A 15,000-nucleotide genomic window follows, 5' to 3' on the forward strand; every position below is an offset into this window, starting at 1 on the left:
TGTTCCATGATCGCCAGACCGTACCAAAATCGTCTTGTGGACAAGGCCTGCACCGCCCTGGCTGGCCACGGCAACACTCTGGCCGTGGCCGCCACCGGCGCGGGCAAGAGCATCATGATGGCCATGCTTGGCGGCCGTATCGGCGGCCGCCAACTGGTCCTGCAACACCGGCAGGAGCTCGTCAGCCAGAATCTCGCTAAGTACCGAAAAGTCCTCACTGGAGCGAAGGTTGGCCTGTTTACGTCCGACGTGAAGTCCTGGCGCGGCGACGTGACCTTCGCCATGGACAAGACGCTCCACCGGCACCTGGCCGGCATCCCTGAAATCGACCTGCTCATGCTCGACGAAGCGCACCACTGCGTATCCAAGACCTGGCTGGACATCATTGAGGCGGTCAAGGCGCGCAACCCCAAGTGCATGGTGGCCGGATTCACGGCCACACCAGATCGTTCCGACCGTAAGGGCCTGCGCCGGGTGTTCGACAACGTGGCCGATCAAATCACCATCCGCGAACTCGTCGCTTTGGGCTTCCTGGTCCCGCCCAAAGCCTTCGTGGTGGACGTGCCCGGCACGCAAGACGCACTCCGCGCTCTGGGCAACGTCTCGGACTGGGCCGACCAGGTCGAGGTCGAGAAGATCCTCAACACCGTGGCCGTGAACACCGAAGTGGTCCGGCACTGGCGCGAGAAAGCCGGCGCCCGGCAGACTGTCATCTTCTGCTCGACTGTTCAGCACGCCGAAGACGTAGCCGCGGCCTTCCGGTCGGCGGGCGTGTCCGCCGAGTGCATCCATGGCGGCCTGCAGGACTCCCGGCGCGAAATGATCCTGCGCCGGTTCGACCGCCGTGAAATCCAGGTGGTCACCAACGTCATGGTGCTCACCGAGGGTTGGGACTCCCAGCCCACCTCGTGCGTGGTCCTGCTCCGCAAGTCCAGCGCCAAGGGGCCGCTGATCCAGATGGCCGGGCGTGGCCTGCGCACCGTCGATCCCAACCTGCACCCGGGCGTGGTCAAACGGGACTGCATCATCCTCGACTTCGGGACGTCGCTGCTCAACCACGGCGACTTGTCCCAAGACGCACTGCTCAAGGATGACGTCGAGCGCGAGCCAGGCGAGGCCATCACCAAGATTTGCCCGGTCGAGGACAGCGACAACTATCGCGTGCCGGATTCGACCGGGGCCAGGGGCTGCGGGGCGGAAGTCCCCGCCAACGTGAAGACCTGCCCGCTCTGCGGTTTCCGGTTCGAACGCCTGGGGGCCGACGACGGCGTGACCATCCAACAGGTGGAACTCACGGAGATGGACATCCTCGACGCCTCGCCGTTCCGCTACACAGACCTGTTCGGGTCTGGTCGGGCCATGATCGCCAAAGGGTTCGAGGCCTGGGCCGGGATATTCTCGGCGGATGGGGACACCTGGCACGCCTTGGGAAAGGTCAAGGGCGGCCACGGCTTGCAACGCATCGCCGTCTCGGATCGGCTCCCGGCCATGGCCGCCGCTGACGATTACCTCCGCGAGCATGAGACGGACGGGGGCACCCGCAAAAGCCGCCGTTGGCTCGACGAGCCGGCCACAACCAAGCAGATCGAGATGCTGGCCAGGTTCGGCTACGTCATCGAACAGGACCTGCTCGGGGCCTCGAATTTCACCAAGTATTCGGCCGCCTGCCACTTTGAGTTCCAGGTACAGCGCGCGCTGATCGAACGCGCCCTGGGGGTTGCGGCGTGACCACTTCCCTCTCCTTCCCCCCCGTCGCTGTCTCCGTTCGTCAGCCCTGGGCCTGGTTCATCTGCAACGGCGGGAAAGATGTCGAAAACCGCACTTGGCACACCCGACATCGCGGGCCCGTGCTCATCCACGCCAGCGCCTGGTTCGGCATGGACGAGGTCTGCGCCGCCACGGAATATGCGGTGTCCATCGCCTGGGGGGCGGGCCACACCCTGCCCGACCGCCTGACCCTCAATATGCTCAAGGACCTGACCGGCGGCATCGTGGGCGTGGCCACCATCGTCGATTGCGTTCGCAACCACCCGTCGCCCTGGGCCATGCCCGGGCACTGGCACTGGGTTCTCGCCGACGCCCGGCCGCTGGCGTTCATGGCCTGCAAGGGCCGGCTGGGCTTCTTCCCTGTCGAATATGTCGCGCCCAGCGTGAGAGCGCAGGACGCGATTACACAGGGGGTGCTCGCATGAACCTCTCCCGTCTCGCGCAGCACCTGCAGGACCAGGGCATCATGGGCAAGCCCTTCAATGAGCTCTCCCGCGAAGAGGTGGAAGCCCTGGTCCGCGCCTGCTGGGATGCGGCAGACGCCGAGGATGTGCGCCGCTTCCCCTACTTCCAGCAAATGCCAGCCAGCGGAGAACGGGTGCTGGTTTCACCCTGCGATGCTCCGACCGTGTTTCGGACGTGGCTTTGCGAGGATGGCTGGATCGAGATGTACCACATGCTGAAGATGCTTGGGGCCACGGACGAGGAGATGGCGCGCTACCTCGGGCCGGACTGGCTGGAGCGCATGCACAAGCGGACCAAGTTCAAACCAAACCCGCACTGCCCGGTGTGCGGAAGACCCATGTCGAAGGAGACGTCATGAACGCTGCACCTGCCCAACACCTTACCGTTGTCGGGGGCAAGGCCGGCCCCGGCCGCCCCAGCAAGGAAGAGGCCGCCCAGCGCCAGGCCGAAGCCGCGGCCAAGCGTGCCGAAACCAGGGCCTACCTGGAAAGAGTGGGGCTGTTTGAGGCCGCCAACAACAAGCGCTCCAAGCCGTTTGACCGCTGGAGCGTCAAGGAGTGCGACGCGGCCCTGAAGTGGGCGCAGAAGCAGATTGAGAAGAACGGCGTGGAAGCCCCGCCTGTCGAGAAGGTCGCTCCGGCCGTGGCCACGCCTCCCATGCCCGAAGAACCCGCCCGGGCGGAGTCGGTGCGCGCCTGCGGTCGGGTTGTTGATGCCTTCCTCGACGATCCGCTCTCCTGGCCCACGCCGTACGTGCATGAGGTGGTTGCCTGGACGCGTGTGTTCGAGCTCGAAGCCCGGGTGCGGGAGCTCGAAGCCGAGCTGGAGGGGGCCTTTGGCGAGATCCACCGCCTGACCACGGACCACGAGTACAAGGCCAGCCTGGCTGACATCCTGATCGTAGCCGGAATCGACCGTGGCCGCCTGGTGCGGGACCTGAGACGCAAGCTGCAACAGGTCATCACGGACGCGGTGGACCGCGACGATCCCAGCTACAAGGCTAAGGTTAAGGCCTTGCTGACCATCACGTTCGACAAGGCGTGCGGCCTGCCGTCCGAGGCCCTGGCCGCTATCATCACCTGCGAAGTCAACGAGGACACCCCGCCGGCCGTGTGCGGGAGCCGAATCTACTTCGACGCCAAGGCCAACATCATCCCGCCCAAGGAATACGCCAAGCACATGCCGCTGATGACGGCGGGAGGTGCGGAGTGATCGACGGGGACACCACTATGAGGCAGGCGATGGCCATCTGTAGGGACATAGGTGCCGGACAGATCAATATCATCGGCAGTAATGAAGACGGATCCCCTCTTTGTGGGGTTTTCATCGTCAGCGAGCCCGATCTTGTGGCCAGAATACGGCAGACTTGCACGGAATGGGATCGGGAGCAGGACGAGAAGGAGGGCGCGTAGCCATGGCCGCTTTCAAACTCGGAGACGAGGTGACGTGGACGTCGTCCGCCCAAGGGAGCTGGACTTGGAAAACCGGGACGGTCGTCTACGTCCTTGCCCCCAACGAAGACCCTTGGAAGGTCATCCCCAAACTGCGCAGCCAACTCTACCTCGAAGGGAAGCGGGACGACTTCAAGTGCCAATTTGACGGGCGGTTCGGGCGTCCCGCCGAAAGCTACTTTGTGCTGGTTGGAGACGGAAAACGTCAGGCGAAACTCTATTGGCCGCGACTGAACCGTCTTGAACACGCTTGACATATAGCCTTGACCCTCCCCGCCTCCCTCTGGCCGCCCGTCCTGGGCGGTCCGAGATGAGACGAGGAACACAAATTTTGAGGAGTGACCATGGGCGGAAGGATTGGGCCAAAGCCGCACGACGCGCCGAATTATGAATGCCCTGTTTGCCAAAAAAAGATCGTGGCGGGGGAGTATTCAACGCTCGTCGAACTTTTTCCGGCAGACGAGGAACAAAACGAGCGCAAAGCGCAGGGCCGCTCGTACATAGCTATTATGTGTGAAGTGCATTGGGATTGCGTCCCTGAGTTTGCGAGGGACGGCAATGGCCACCATTAAGCAGTGCGACCGATGCGGGTCGGTCGAGCGAGTTTCGACGATCTCCGTCGCCGCCGGACGACGCCGCGATGCCGGCGGGTCAAGCGATGACGTCGTTGTGGCGCAGGACCTGTGCGAGGCGTGCCAAACAACCAAGTTCTGGGAACTGTGCAAAGAGCATCTGGTGGGGGTGGAAAAGGTGTTGAGGTGGGTGAACCATGGCTGAACGCCCCATACCCCTTCGGTGTGGCTCATCACGTTCAAGCGACTGGAGGACTACCATGGATGAGCGCGACCTCGAAGCGATTGCAGCGCGTGAACGCGATATTCTGGACGGCCTGTCGAGCCTGAATGCTTTTATCATACACGCCCCCACCGACATCCGCGCCCTGCTGGACGAAGTACGGAGGGGGAATAAAGTTGAAGAGTTGGCGCGGATATTACTCGCTTCTTTATCTGACCTGTACGGTATAACTAGCGATGTACCAGACTCGCAGTACCACATTGTTACAAATGCTGCTGCTGTTATTTCAGACGCCGCGAAGCTACTGGGGGAATGATGCCTAAGACCACACCATTAAGAAAGCACCCTGAATGGAAGTCTTTTTTTGCGTCAATTTGCCATTCAGACGTGTTTTGCAAATTTCTCCCAAGCACCCGGTCCATACACGCTCTTTTTGACGCCGGGTGTCGGACGGTAGACGACGTAGCAAATATCACCCCCCAGCGTTTGTTGTTATCCAAATACGCGGGGAAGAAAACCCGCATTGAAGTTGAGGCGCTTCAGCAGAGACTAAAGGACGCAGACAACACCTTGGACGGAGCGCTTAACCGTCTTGTAGAGTGGCGTGACGAAGGGACAGGGACGCCAAACTATACCGCCGGTGACAGTGCGTTTGTCGGGGATGTTATAATGCTCATAGCAGACCACGCCGCCCTCCGCACCCGCGCCGAGAAGGCCGAGGCCGAGCGGGATTTCAACCTCGAGCAAACGACATTCTTCCGCGAGCACGACGAACGCATGATCCGCTCCGGAACACGTTGGCGTCTGGCCGCTGGGGAAGCAATCGCCACGGCTGAAGGGCTTATGGATGCTCTTGACCTGGCTGAAGATCGCGCAATCGAAGGGAGCCTTGCGTGTTCCTCCTGCGACTGGATGGGCCACGTGAGCGAGTGCGAGCATTCTCCCGGCGAAGCACTTGGTCGGTGCGACTGCCCTGAATGCGGAGGCGATGCCGAGGGAGCGTTTTGGTGGAGGCACGAATACAGGGAGATGGCTGGCCTGCTCCCCAACGCAGCGTACCAGATTCTTGGAAGCGACAACTACAATGAGTCGCCGGCCGAGTTCATCCCGCGTTTCATTGATCGTCACGAAGAGCTGAAGGACAAGCTCGCCAAAGCCGAAGCGGAGCGGGATTCGTTGCGGGCCTGGAGAGAGAAGGTGCTTTCTCAACGGGTTTCTGTGTTCGGGCTCACAACGTTTTTGAACGAAATAGAGCGGGAAGAATGGGCAGACGAGGTTGCCCGTCTGCTTTCTGCAATCGAGTCCAAGCCGGGCGGGGAGGAATAGACCATGGCCTGGTCAAACTCTCCACCAAGGCGCTGTGTCTACTGCGGCAAGGTCGGTGCACGAACCGTGGTGGCCGAAGGATATGCGCATAGGCGTTGTATCCCGAAGGCCGGCAGGAAAGGCGCGGAGCACTACCCAATTTTCGTCAAAGATGGCCCCTCCTACCTGGCCATTGGAGGGCCACGCAAAGCGATGCGCATCAAGGACCTGTCCGGGGCAACCGGGAATGGATTTGAGGTCAGAGTCCTTTCTTCGCGCGCACCGATCCTGAGGGCAGAGCGCAATGGTGTGCGAATATCCATGGAAGACTTCTATGAGGCCGCGCGTTTTTTCGTTCGCAACAATCTTGCCGTGGCCCTGGACAGGCGCATCCAGACGATGCTTGCTGCGCTTGAGGGCGGGGACGCCTAATGCACCCCCTCACCATCGACCTTTAAAACTATGCCTGTTGCTGTCGCGTGTGCTGCGTTAAAGGCTGTAGGAGGACGGTGATGTCCTTTCAACAATTCGGAACGAGGCTCGATGTTGCCATGACAAAACGCCTGGATAAACCGAACATGAGCGGTCTAAGAAAGCTCAACATCACAGTGGCAAGTTTCTACGGTGTGCACACCAGGGAGCACGCCGAGGCGATTAAGCGCATGGTGCGGGAGAATGAGGCCGTTTTCGGGGAAGAAAACAGCCATGAGTAATAAACGAATAAACCCCTACAAAGCGGCTGTTGAACAATCACAATCCGTGCTTGCGCGTTTCCTCGAACCAGGAGGAGACGTTGTGAGCGAAGCGTCCGCGCTGACGCTCTTGCTCACAATACTGGACGACGAAAGGTTTATTGCGGCGTGTCGCGAGTACGACACGGGGAGCGCTTGGCGCTCCATTGACGAGGCCCCGACAGACGGAACTCACGTCCTCATCACCGGGTTCCGCAAGGGGAAGCCCTGGTTGGGACGCTTTGTTCATGAGGCGTCGTATCAGGGAGGGCGCTGGCGCGACGCTACGGGGTTCAGCCTCTATCCCCCCACCCACTTCATGCCCCTGCCCGATCCTCCGGCGGACGTGCGGCCCGAGGACCTGGAAGACGCCGGGCGGGGTGGGGAGGTGGCGTTGTGAGCACAACCCACGCCGAACTTGTCGAGCGCGCCAAGCGCTGGCTACGTGGCCAACGTTACGCCGTAGTCGTGGGCGAAGTGTCCTCGCTGGCCGGAGAGTTCCCCGATGCAATGGGGTTCGCGGCAACCCTCCCATCGTGCCTAGTCGAATGCAAAGCCAGCCGGGCCGATTTCCGCGCCGACGCCAAAAAATATTTTCGCCGTCGCCCCGAGAGGGGCATGGGCCGCCTGCGCTACTACCTGACGCCCCCCGGCCTGATTTCTCCAGATGAAGTGTCCACGCCGTGGGGTCTGCTCTATGCGCACCCGAGCAAAATCGTGGTGGCAAAGCAGCCGGAGCACGTCACCGATCTGCGCGTCGCGGAAAACGACGCCGCGCTTATGATCTCACTGCTCTCTCGCGTAGCCTATGCCTGTGATGGAGGCATTGATGGACTGCTCGCAAGGTATACCCAACAGATTAAAGAGATGAAAGCCGCCGCGAAGCGGAGGCGGGAGGCGCGGCATGCGTAACCCTTCACCTTGTGCATCCTGCTCCCACGCGGTCTTTGGTGATGGACAATGCTATGGGCATTGCACGCTACACACATGGGGAGACGGCTACAAGAATCCAGTTGTTTCCAAACTGTGGCCGTGTGCGTCTGATTGTGAAGACTACAAACCCGCGACAAATGTCGTGGACGAGGCCAGCCATGCGTGACGCCCTCTCCCTCATCGCCACCGCCCTGGTTATCGCCGGAGTCTGGCGCATCGGCCGCATGGACGTACGGGGCCAGTGGTGCATGTTGTGGGCGCAAATCGTGTGGCTCTGCTGGGCGCTGGAATCCGGGGCCTGGGGCCTGGCCGCGCAAAGCGTGATTCTGGGCGTGCTGACCTGGCGGGCGATTCGGCTGTGGAGCCGGGCGGGGGCTGTGAAATGAATTGCTCTTCGTGCCCCCACGGCCAGGCCTGTTGCCGAAAGTTTGTGGTGCCGGTCACGGTCGAAGAGCACCTTTCCGGCCTGTACCAGATCAGCCTGGACCGCCGCGTCGTCCACCTGGCCCGGCGTCCGGACGGATCGTGCGTCTACCTGACCGCCGCCGGCCGCTGCGCCATCTACGACCGCCGGCCCGAGACCTGCCGAGAATACACCTGCGCCGGAGATCGGCGAGTGGGGGGAGAGTGAGCTACCTCGACTTTCTTCGCGCCAAGATGGTGCGCGTCAAGGCCACCGGCTTCGAGCCCGGCCCGGTCAACCCGCTGTGCAAGCCGCATCAGTCGGACATCATCCGGTGGGCCGTGCGCGGCGGTCGGCGGGCCATTTTCGCCGCCTTCGGGCTGGGCAAGAGCTTCATGCAGCTTGAGGCGCTACGCCTTATCGGCGCGCATGTTGGCGGGCGCCAACTCATCGTCGCCCCTCTTGGCGTGCGGCAAGAGTTCCGCGCCGACGCCGAAAAGCTTGGGGTCGATATCCGTTTCATCCGCCGCACCGAAGAGGTGGACGAAGCCGGCTTCTACCTCACCAATTATGAGAGCGTACGAGACGGCAAGCTCGACGTGAACCTTTTCAATGGCGTTTCCTTGGACGAGGCGAGCGTGCTGCGCTCCTTCGGCTCCCTGACCTACCAGAGCTTTCTTGGCCTCTTCCAGGGCGTGCCGTATCGCTTCGTGGCCACGGCCACTCCGTCGCCCAACCGGTACAAAGAGCTGATCCACTATGCCGGATTCTTGGGTGTCATGGACACGGGCCAGGCCCTCACGCGGTTCTTTCAGCGGGATAGCACCAAGGCCAACAACTTGACCCTCTATCCGCACAAGGAGCGAGAGTTCTGGCTGTGGGTCAACACCTGGGCCGTGTTCCTGCAAAAGCCCTCGGACCTCGGCTACAGCGACGAGGGCTACGAGCTGCCGCCGCTGCGCGTGCATTGGCACATGGTCAAGTCCGGCTCCACGCCGGGGACAGACAATCGCGGCCAGCTCAAGCTGGTCTCGGACGCCGCCGTGTCCCTGGCCGAAGCCTCGCGAGAAAAGCGTGCCAGCCTGCCCGCACGCATCGCCAAAATGATGGAGGTCGTACAGGCTGAACCTGGCCGGCATGCGGTGCTCTGGCATGACCAGGAAGCGGAGCGCCACGCTATCGCCAAGGCCTTGCCCACGGCCGTGGAGGTCTACGGCTCCCAGGACCTGGATGAGCGCGAGGGCCGCGTGGTGGCGTTCTCAGCCGGGCAGTTTTCTCTGTTGGCCACCAAGCCGATCCTTTCGGGGTCGGGATGCAATTTCCAGCGCCATTGCTCCAAGGAGGTCTTCCTGGGAGTGGGGTACAAGTTCAACGACTTCATTCAGGCCGTACACCGGGTCTACCGCTACCTGCAAACCGAGGCCTGCGACATTCACATCATCTACGCGGACACCGAAGCCCGCATCGTGGAAGCGCTCAAGCGCAAATGGCGACAGCACGAGGAAATGGTGGAAACAATGAGCGAAATCATCCGCAAGTACGGCCTTTCCGCCCAGGGCATGGCCGAAGAACTGGCCCGGTCCATCGGCGTAAAGCGCATCGAGGTGCGAGGAAAGCTGTTCACGGCAGCCAACAACGATTGCGTGGAAGAGTGCCGGGGTATGGGCGAAAGCTCGGTGGACCTCGTGCACACGTCCATTCCGTTCGCCAATCACTACGAATACACGCCCAGCTACAACGATTTTGGCCACACGGACGGCAACGCCCACTTCTGGTCGCAGATGGACTTTCTCACCCCGGAACTTCTGCGAGTTTTGCGCCCTGGCCGCATCTACGCCTGCCACGTCAAGGACAGGATCCTGTTCGGCAACGTGACCGGGAAGGGCGTGCCCACCGTGAGCCCCTTCCATGCCGAGGCCATCTTTCACGCTCAGCGCCATGGCTTCGACTACCTCGGCATGATCACCGTGGTCACGGACGTGGTGCGCGAAAACAACCAAACCTACCGGTTGGGCTGGTCGGAAAACTGCAAGGACGGCACGAAAATGGGCGTCGGCTCGCCCGAGTACATTTTGCTTTTTCGCAAGCCTCAGTCCGACCTTTCCCGAGGCTACGCCGACGTGCCCGTGTCCAAGGACAAGGCCGGCTACAGTCGGGCCAGGTGGCAGGTGGACGCGCATGCGTTCTGGAGGTCGAGCGGAAACCGCCTGATGACCGCCGACGAGATGGCCGGTTTCGGCCCGGACGTGCTGTCCCGGGCGTTCACCGAGCGTTCGCTCCAGACGGTCTACGACTACGAAGAGCACGTCCGAATAGGCGAGGAACTGGACCTTCGCGGAGCGCTTCCGGCCAGGTTCATGTGCCTTGCCCCCGGAAGTCACGACCCGGGCGTTTGGCACGACGTCGCCAGAATGCGCACCCTGAATGGAAACCAGACCCAAAAAGGCCTTAACAACCATGTTTGCCCGCTGCAATTCGACATCGTGGACCGCATAATCACTCGATACACCAACCCTGGGGAACTCGTTTTCGACCCCTTTGCCGGCCTCATGACCGTGCCTTATCGGGCTGTGCTTCTTGGCCGCCACGGGCGCGGCGTGGAACTCAATCACGAATACTTTCTGGATGGCGTTAAATACCTGCGCGGCGCCGAAGAAAAGATGCTCGCTCCATCACTGCTCGACTTCTGCCAGGCCGAAACCGGAAACGTCCGGGAGGCGATGTAGTCATGGGACTCGACAACCTGCGCCTGGCCCGCATGGCCATGGGCGCGTGATCCAATTAAACAAAACGGCCAGAAAGTTTAACGCGGGCCGGGACGATTAAAGCGGAGTTTAATGATATGGAACGCCATCTGCCATCGGGTATACCTCAAGCCCTTGACGCAGCCCTCTCTGCCGGGCGAAAGTTACGAGAGCGTATGGCCGCCATGAAGCAGGCGCTCAGGGATGGTGACGAATCAAAAGCCCTGAACTTGGCTCGTGAAATCTGCGGCCTCGAACAGGACAGACGTGCAGCGTGAACCAATCCCCGTTGTTGAACTCCTCCGTGTCTCCACGGCAGACCAAGCTGATGAGGATCGCGCTGGTCTGCCACGCCAGGAGGAGGCCAACCGCAGGACCATAGCCAAGCACGCCCTGCGAGTCATCCGCCAGTACCGTTTAGTTGACGTGTCCGGGGCAGCCACCCTCCATGCCCCTGAGATTCAAGAGATGCTCGTCCTGATTCGCTCAGGACGAGCCAGAGGCATAGTAACAGCCGACTTTGACCGCCTTCTTCGTCCTGACGACTTCCGCTCTCTCGCCATCCTCCAAGACATCAAAGAGGCCGGTTCCCTTATCTACCTGCCAGACCAAGTCATCGATTTGAATACTCAGGCTGGGTTTCTCATGTCCGGCCTTCAATCCGTCATCGCCGGGAATGAACTCGCCCAGATCAAGAAGCGTATGATCGGGGCCAAGGAAGAAAAGCGTCGGCAAGGAAAGCATCCGGGGAACGATCTCTGTCTTCCCACAGGCGTTGGGTATGACCGAGGCGCCGGGGAATATTTCTACACGCCGGATGCGGAGCGTGTACGTGAGATCTTCGAACTGTTTCACGATCAAGGAGTGCAGAACCTCTGTGAAGTCGGACGTCGAACCGGATTCAGCTCGCAAACAGTCAAAAACCTGCTTCGCAATGAGCTTTTTATCGGCTGGCGACACTACAAGCAGAAGCGTTCTCCAGAGCGCAGGCTGAAGGAAGACGGACGCAGGGCGGACCGGCGCAAGGTGGCTAGAGCCCCGCATGAAACGATCCGTGTTCAGGTCATCCAGAATCCTCTTGTTTCAGAAGATGTTTTTTGGGCTGTGCAGGAGTCCTTGGTCCAAAAGAGAGATGGCTTCACTTCCAGACGTGAGGACTCATCTGGGCTCTTCTTGTTCAAGGGGCTGCTTCGATGTGGTGTCTGTGGGTCACCTATGTATACCGTACCTGGCGGCAAATACGGTCCTGTGAAGGACTACTACTACTGCCGCAACTTGAGCGACTACTTCGTCAAAAAAAATGGAGGCAAAGCATGCGGGTCTCATTACCTCCGGCGACTCGAGGTTGAAGACGTCGTTATAGCCTTCATCGCCGACAACCTGGCAAACGCAGAGCGTATCATGGGCTACCTGGGTCAGGTATGGTCCGTCGAAAGCGACTTACGGCGGGAACGTGAGGCCGAAAACATCAAGACCAGACTCGCCCGCCTTGAAAAGAAGCGAAAGCGGGCTATATCCCTGCATCTGGATGGCGTCATAGATAGGGGAGACCTCAACGCCACCCTCCTTGATGTGGACGAAGAAGTGCAGCGCTTGAGCACAAAGTTGGCCATCACGGAAGAGGCCCCGGCAGACGTCTCACGAGCGGACCTTCTCGAGATGGCCACTCTGGCCGCCGAGGCGTTCAGCATGTTTCCTTTCTGGGGGAAAGACGATCAACGTCGGTTTTTGGCTGCGGAGCGCCCCCAATTTTGGCTTCAGGAGGGGCGTGTTACGCGATTCACGCTACCCGTTGGCGGCAAAAAGCAAAACCGCAAGGACAGGGGTTCATCGCCGCGACCAGCATGAAGTCCGCCGGATAGGTGAGCGACACGCTGGCCCGCGCTATGGTCACGCGTCCGTCCTCCATGGGCTGGCGCAGCACTTCGAGCACGCTTTTCTTGAACTCGGGCAATTCGTCGAGAAACAGCACCCCCCGATGCGCCAGGGACACCTCGCCCGGTCGGGGAATCACGCCCCCGCCGATGAGTCCGGCGTCGGAAATGGTGTGGTGGGGAGAGCGAAACGGACGGCTGGTGACGAGCCGGCCGCCCCGGGGCAGTTCCCCGGCCACGGAATAGACCTTGGTCACCTCCAGGGCCTCGTCGAAGGAAAGCGGAGCCAGCACCGTGGGCAGCCGCCTGGCCAGCATGGTCTTGCCCGATCCGGGCGGGCCGATGAAAAGCAGATTGTGCCCTCCGGCCGCCGCGATCTCGATGGCGCGCTTGGCGTGTTCCTGGCCTTTGACCTCGGCAAAATCCAGGGCGAAGGGGTCGGGGTCCTGGGCGAGCAGGCTCTCGTCGAAGGCCTGGGGCGCAAGGGCTTCCCGACCTTCCAGAAACCGCACGGCCTGGCCCAGATCGGCCGGAGCGTAGACGTCAAGCCCCCTGGCCACCGAGGCCTCGGCCGCGTTGGCCGCCGGCACGATGAGTCCCCGAGCGCCCTCGGCCCGGGCCCGCAGGGCCACGGGCAGCACCCCGCGCACGGGCTTGAGCTCGCCGGTCAGGGAAAGCTCCCCGGCCAGGTAATAGCCCTCCAGGGCCGAGGCGGGCAGGACGTCGGCGGCGGCCAGCAGCGACAGGGCCAGGGGCAGGTCGTAGGCGCTGCCCTCCTTGCGCATGTCGGCCGGAGCCAGGTTCACGGTCACGCGCGCCGGGGGCAACCGGAAGCCCAGATTGCGCAGCGCGGCCAGCACCCGTTCCTTGCTTTCGCGCACCGCGCCCTCGGCCAGGCCCACCATGGTGAACGAGGGCATGCCCTGGCGCGCCAGGTCGGCTTCCAGCGTGACGGTATAGGCCTCCACCCCGGCGAGGGCGGCGGACAGGGAGCGGGCGAGGGACACGCGCTCGCCTAGTCCAGCACCGTGCCCATGCGTCCCCACCGCCAATGGGCGAGGTTCTCGCCGGACCAGTAGATGAAGGCGGCCTTGGCCCGGATCATGCGCCTGGGCACAAAGCCCCAATAGCGGGAGTCGTAGGAGTGGTCGCGGTTGTCGCCCATGACGAAGTACTGGTCCCGGGGCACGGTCACGGGGCCGAAATCGCATATGGAGTCGCCCACGGACGGATCGCGGGTGACGTAGGGCTCGTCCAGGGGACGTCCGGCCACGAACATCTTGCCCGCGCGCATCTCCAGGCGCTCTCCCGGCAAGCCGATGACCCGTTTGATGAGCATGTCGCTCGAAGGGTCGGGAGGGAACTCGAAGACCACGATGTCCCCCCGCTTGGGATCGTCCCCCCGAGTCAGGGTGATGTCGGTGAACGGCACCCGCGCGCCGTAGGCCGAGGTCCAGCCGATGAGCCGATCGCCCGGCACCAGGGTGGACGCCATGGATTCACTGGGGATGAAAAAGGTCTGGAACAGGAAGGCTTTGATGAAAAAAGCCAGTCCCACGGCCCAGACCGCCGAGGTGCAGAAGTCCGCGAGGATGGAACGCAGGCGGTTTCGCATGGCCGAACCTCCTTAAGATAAAGAGCGTGCGCAAAGCCGACATCCGCCGACGGGGAAGGCCCGCCCCGGCGGAAGAGAGAGGCGAAAGGTCTGGACCGGCCCGTCGCCCGGTCGGAGTCGACGGGATCGCGCCGCGCCCCAGGCTTCAGGAAACCACCGAAACGCCTTCGTGTAAAGGCGGATCGTCGCGCTCAAGCCCCGCGCCGTGGCGTCCCCGAAAGACCATGCGCCTGTTTCGGGGACGATCCGGTACGCGCCAAGCGGGGAAACGCCTACGTGATGGGTGTCCCCCTAGTGGATGACCTGGCCGATGCGCCCCCAGCGCACGTTGGGCACGCCGTCCCAGGACCAGTAGATGAACAGCGCCTTGCCCCGGATGTATTCGCGGGGCACGAACCGGTTCTCGGGGTGCCAGAAGCGCGAATCCGCCGAGTGGTCCCGGTTGTCGCCCATGACGAAATAGTGTCCCGCGGGCACGGTCACCGGTCCGAAGGTGGCCTTCTGTCCGGGGATGTCGTCCAGGTGCTTGTAGGGTTCGTCCACCTTCTTGCCGTTGCGGAAGAGCACGTTGTCGCGCAGCTCGATGGTGTCGCCGGGCAGGCCGATAATGCGCTTGATGTAGTCGAGCTCCCGATCCTCGGGATATTCGAACACGATGACGTCCTGAAACTGGGGATCGCCGGTCTTGTAGACCGACTTGTCCACAAAGGGGACCTTGATGTCATAGGCGAACTTGCTCACCAGCAGGTGATCGCCCACGAGCAGGGTTTCCACCATGGATTCGGACGGAATCTTGAACGCCTGCACCACGAAGGTGCGGATGACAAGCGCCAGAATCAGCGCAACCGCCAGAGCTTCAACATATTCCTTCAAGAGTTTCTGCCATCTGGGATTCATCGGCGGTCCTTTCTCGGGCG

18 protein-coding genes and 1 pseudogene are annotated in these 15,000 nt (G+C 61.9%); 16 read left to right on the forward strand and 3 right to left on the reverse strand.

The window, feature by feature from the left end; all coding sequences use genetic code 11:
• Positions 1 to 6: 6 nt before the first annotated feature.
• The 16 genes from ACYQ01_RS08660 (at position 7) to ACYQ01_RS08735 (ending at position 12,442) form a co-directional block, all read left to right on the forward strand.
• Positions 7 to 1,728, forward strand: a complete 1,722-nt coding sequence (locus ACYQ01_RS08660; protein ID WP_459933436.1) for a DEAD/DEAH box helicase — start codon at positions 7 to 9, stop codon at positions 1,726 to 1,728.
• Positions 1,725 to 2,192, forward strand: coding sequence for an ASCH domain-containing protein (locus ACYQ01_RS08665; protein WP_459933437.1), 468 nt, complete (start codon positions 1,725 to 1,727; stop codon positions 2,190 to 2,192). Before ACYQ01_RS08660 ends, ACYQ01_RS08665 begins: the two co-directional genes overlap by 4 nt.
• The gene (locus tag ACYQ01_RS08670; protein WP_459933438.1) at positions 2,189 to 2,590 is read left to right on the forward strand and encodes a hypothetical protein; all 402 of its coding nucleotides are present in this window, start codon (positions 2,189 to 2,191) and stop codon (positions 2,588 to 2,590) included. The genes ACYQ01_RS08665 and ACYQ01_RS08670 overlap by 4 nt, the downstream gene beginning before the upstream one ends.
• The gene (locus tag ACYQ01_RS08675; protein ID WP_459933439.1) at positions 2,587 to 3,444 is read left to right on the forward strand and encodes a hypothetical protein; all 858 of its coding nucleotides are present in this window, start codon (positions 2,587 to 2,589) and stop codon (positions 3,442 to 3,444) included. The genes ACYQ01_RS08670 and ACYQ01_RS08675 overlap by 4 nt, the downstream gene beginning before the upstream one ends.
• A gap of 202 nt (positions 3,445 to 3,646) precedes the next feature.
• Positions 3,647 to 3,937, forward strand: coding sequence for a hypothetical protein (locus ACYQ01_RS08680; RefSeq protein ID WP_459933440.1), 291 nt, complete (start codon positions 3,647 to 3,649; stop codon positions 3,935 to 3,937).
• Positions 3,938 to 4,241: 304 nt separating this feature from the next.
• A complete protein-coding gene (locus ACYQ01_RS08685) occupies positions 4,242 to 4,460 on the forward strand; it encodes a hypothetical protein (RefSeq protein ID WP_459933441.1) in 219 nt (72 codons plus the stop codon).
• Positions 4,461 to 4,515: 55 nt separating this feature from the next.
• Positions 4,516 to 4,794, forward strand: coding sequence for a hypothetical protein (locus ACYQ01_RS08690; RefSeq protein WP_459933442.1), 279 nt, complete (start codon positions 4,516 to 4,518; stop codon positions 4,792 to 4,794).
• Between the two features lie 353 nt (positions 4,795 to 5,147).
• Complete coding sequence (locus ACYQ01_RS08695) at positions 5,148 to 5,804, forward strand: hypothetical protein (protein ID WP_459933443.1); 657 nt, start codon at positions 5,148 to 5,150, stop codon at positions 5,802 to 5,804.
• A 3-nt stretch (positions 5,805 to 5,807) separates the two neighbouring features.
• Positions 5,808 to 6,215 (forward strand): hypothetical protein, encoded by a 408-nt coding sequence (locus ACYQ01_RS08700; protein ID WP_459933444.1) that lies wholly within the window; start codon positions 5,808 to 5,810, stop codon positions 6,213 to 6,215.
• Positions 6,216 to 6,295: 80 nt separating this feature from the next.
• Positions 6,296 to 6,496: a hypothetical protein gene (locus tag ACYQ01_RS08705; protein WP_459933445.1), complete on the forward strand. Its 201-nt coding sequence runs from the start codon at positions 6,296 to 6,298 to the stop codon at positions 6,494 to 6,496.
• A gap of 82 nt (positions 6,497 to 6,578) precedes the next feature.
• Entirely contained in the window at positions 6,579 to 6,914 is a 336-nt protein-coding gene (locus tag ACYQ01_RS08710) for a DUF551 domain-containing protein (RefSeq protein WP_459933446.1), read from the forward strand.
• A complete protein-coding gene (locus tag ACYQ01_RS08715) occupies positions 6,911 to 7,426 on the forward strand; it encodes a hypothetical protein (protein ID WP_459933447.1) in 516 nt (171 codons plus the stop codon). The genes ACYQ01_RS08710 and ACYQ01_RS08715 overlap by 4 nt, the downstream gene beginning before the upstream one ends.
• 179 nt (positions 7,427 to 7,605) lie before the next feature.
• A complete protein-coding gene (locus tag ACYQ01_RS08720) occupies positions 7,606 to 7,833 on the forward strand; it encodes a hypothetical protein (protein ID WP_459933448.1) in 228 nt (75 codons plus the stop codon).
• Positions 7,830 to 8,078, forward strand: a complete 249-nt coding sequence (locus ACYQ01_RS08725) for a YkgJ family cysteine cluster protein (protein ID WP_459933449.1) — start codon at positions 7,830 to 7,832, stop codon at positions 8,076 to 8,078. Before ACYQ01_RS08720 ends, ACYQ01_RS08725 begins: the two co-directional genes overlap by 4 nt.
• Complete coding sequence (locus tag ACYQ01_RS08730) at positions 8,075 to 10,576, forward strand: DNA methyltransferase (RefSeq protein WP_459933450.1); 2,502 nt, start codon at positions 8,075 to 8,077, stop codon at positions 10,574 to 10,576. Before ACYQ01_RS08725 ends, ACYQ01_RS08730 begins: the two co-directional genes overlap by 4 nt.
• A gap of 285 nt (positions 10,577 to 10,861) precedes the next feature.
• A complete protein-coding gene (locus tag ACYQ01_RS08735; protein WP_459933451.1) occupies positions 10,862 to 12,442 on the forward strand; it encodes a recombinase family protein in 1,581 nt (526 codons plus the stop codon).
• On the opposite strand, the pseudogene ACYQ01_RS08740 reads toward ACYQ01_RS08735, so the two are convergent.
• The 3 genes and pseudogenes from ACYQ01_RS08740 to lepB (ACYQ01_RS08750) form a co-directional block, all read right to left on the reverse strand.
• A pseudogene (locus tag ACYQ01_RS08740) lies at positions 12,402 to 13,475 on the reverse strand (YifB family Mg chelatase-like AAA ATPase); the annotation flags it as partial. The gene ACYQ01_RS08735 and the pseudogene ACYQ01_RS08740 sit on opposite strands and share 41 nt — an antisense overlap.
• Before the next feature lie 8 nt (positions 13,476 to 13,483).
• On the reverse strand, positions 13,484 to 14,083 hold the full coding sequence (lepB, locus tag ACYQ01_RS08745) for a signal peptidase I (RefSeq protein WP_459933452.1): 600 nt from the start codon (positions 14,081 to 14,083) through the stop codon (positions 13,484 to 13,486).
• A 291-nt stretch (positions 14,084 to 14,374) separates the two neighbouring features.
• On the reverse strand, positions 14,375 to 14,980 hold the full coding sequence (gene lepB, locus ACYQ01_RS08750) for a signal peptidase I (RefSeq protein ID WP_459933453.1): 606 nt from the start codon (positions 14,978 to 14,980) through the stop codon (positions 14,375 to 14,377).
• Positions 14,981 to 15,000: the final 20 nt, after the last annotated feature.

The sequence above is a fragment of the Fundidesulfovibrio butyratiphilus genome, assembly GCF_054657235.1.

What these genes read in the sequence shown, in the direction of transcription:
- ACYQ01_RS08660 (WP_459933436.1), top strand. Translation starts at nt 7, where the DNA reads ATGATCGCCAGACCGTACCAAAATCGTCTTGTGGACAAGGCCTGCACC.
- ACYQ01_RS08700 (WP_459933444.1), top strand. Translation starts at nt 5,808, where the DNA reads ATGGCCTGGTCAAACTCTCCACCAAGGCGCTGTGTCTACTGCGGCAAG.
- ACYQ01_RS08685 (WP_459933441.1), top strand. Translation starts at nt 4,242, where the DNA reads ATGGCCACCATTAAGCAGTGCGACCGATGCGGGTCGGTCGAGCGAGTT.
- ACYQ01_RS08705 (WP_459933445.1), top strand. Translation starts at nt 6,296, where the DNA reads ATGTCCTTTCAACAATTCGGAACGAGGCTCGATGTTGCCATGACAAAA.
- ACYQ01_RS08680 (WP_459933440.1), top strand. Translation starts at nt 3,647, where the DNA reads ATGGCCGCTTTCAAACTCGGAGACGAGGTGACGTGGACGTCGTCCGCC.
- ACYQ01_RS08725 (WP_459933449.1), top strand. Translation starts at nt 7,830, where the DNA reads ATGAATTGCTCTTCGTGCCCCCACGGCCAGGCCTGTTGCCGAAAGTTT.
- ACYQ01_RS08675 (WP_459933439.1), top strand. Translation starts at nt 2,587, where the DNA reads ATGAACGCTGCACCTGCCCAACACCTTACCGTTGTCGGGGGCAAGGCC.
- ACYQ01_RS08690 (WP_459933442.1), top strand. Translation starts at nt 4,516, where the DNA reads ATGGATGAGCGCGACCTCGAAGCGATTGCAGCGCGTGAACGCGATATT.
- lepB (WP_459933453.1), bottom strand. Translation starts at nt 14,980, where the DNA reads ATGAATCCCAGATGGCAGAAACTCTTGAAGGAATATGTTGAAGCTCTG.
- ACYQ01_RS08695 (WP_459933443.1), top strand. Translation starts at nt 5,148, where the DNA reads ATGCTCATAGCAGACCACGCCGCCCTCCGCACCCGCGCCGAGAAGGCC.
- ACYQ01_RS08720 (WP_459933448.1), top strand. Translation starts at nt 7,606, where the DNA reads ATGCGTGACGCCCTCTCCCTCATCGCCACCGCCCTGGTTATCGCCGGA.
- lepB (WP_459933452.1), bottom strand. Translation starts at nt 14,083, where the DNA reads ATGCGAAACCGCCTGCGTTCCATCCTCGCGGACTTCTGCACCTCGGCG.
- ACYQ01_RS08670 (WP_459933438.1), top strand. Translation starts at nt 2,189, where the DNA reads ATGAACCTCTCCCGTCTCGCGCAGCACCTGCAGGACCAGGGCATCATG.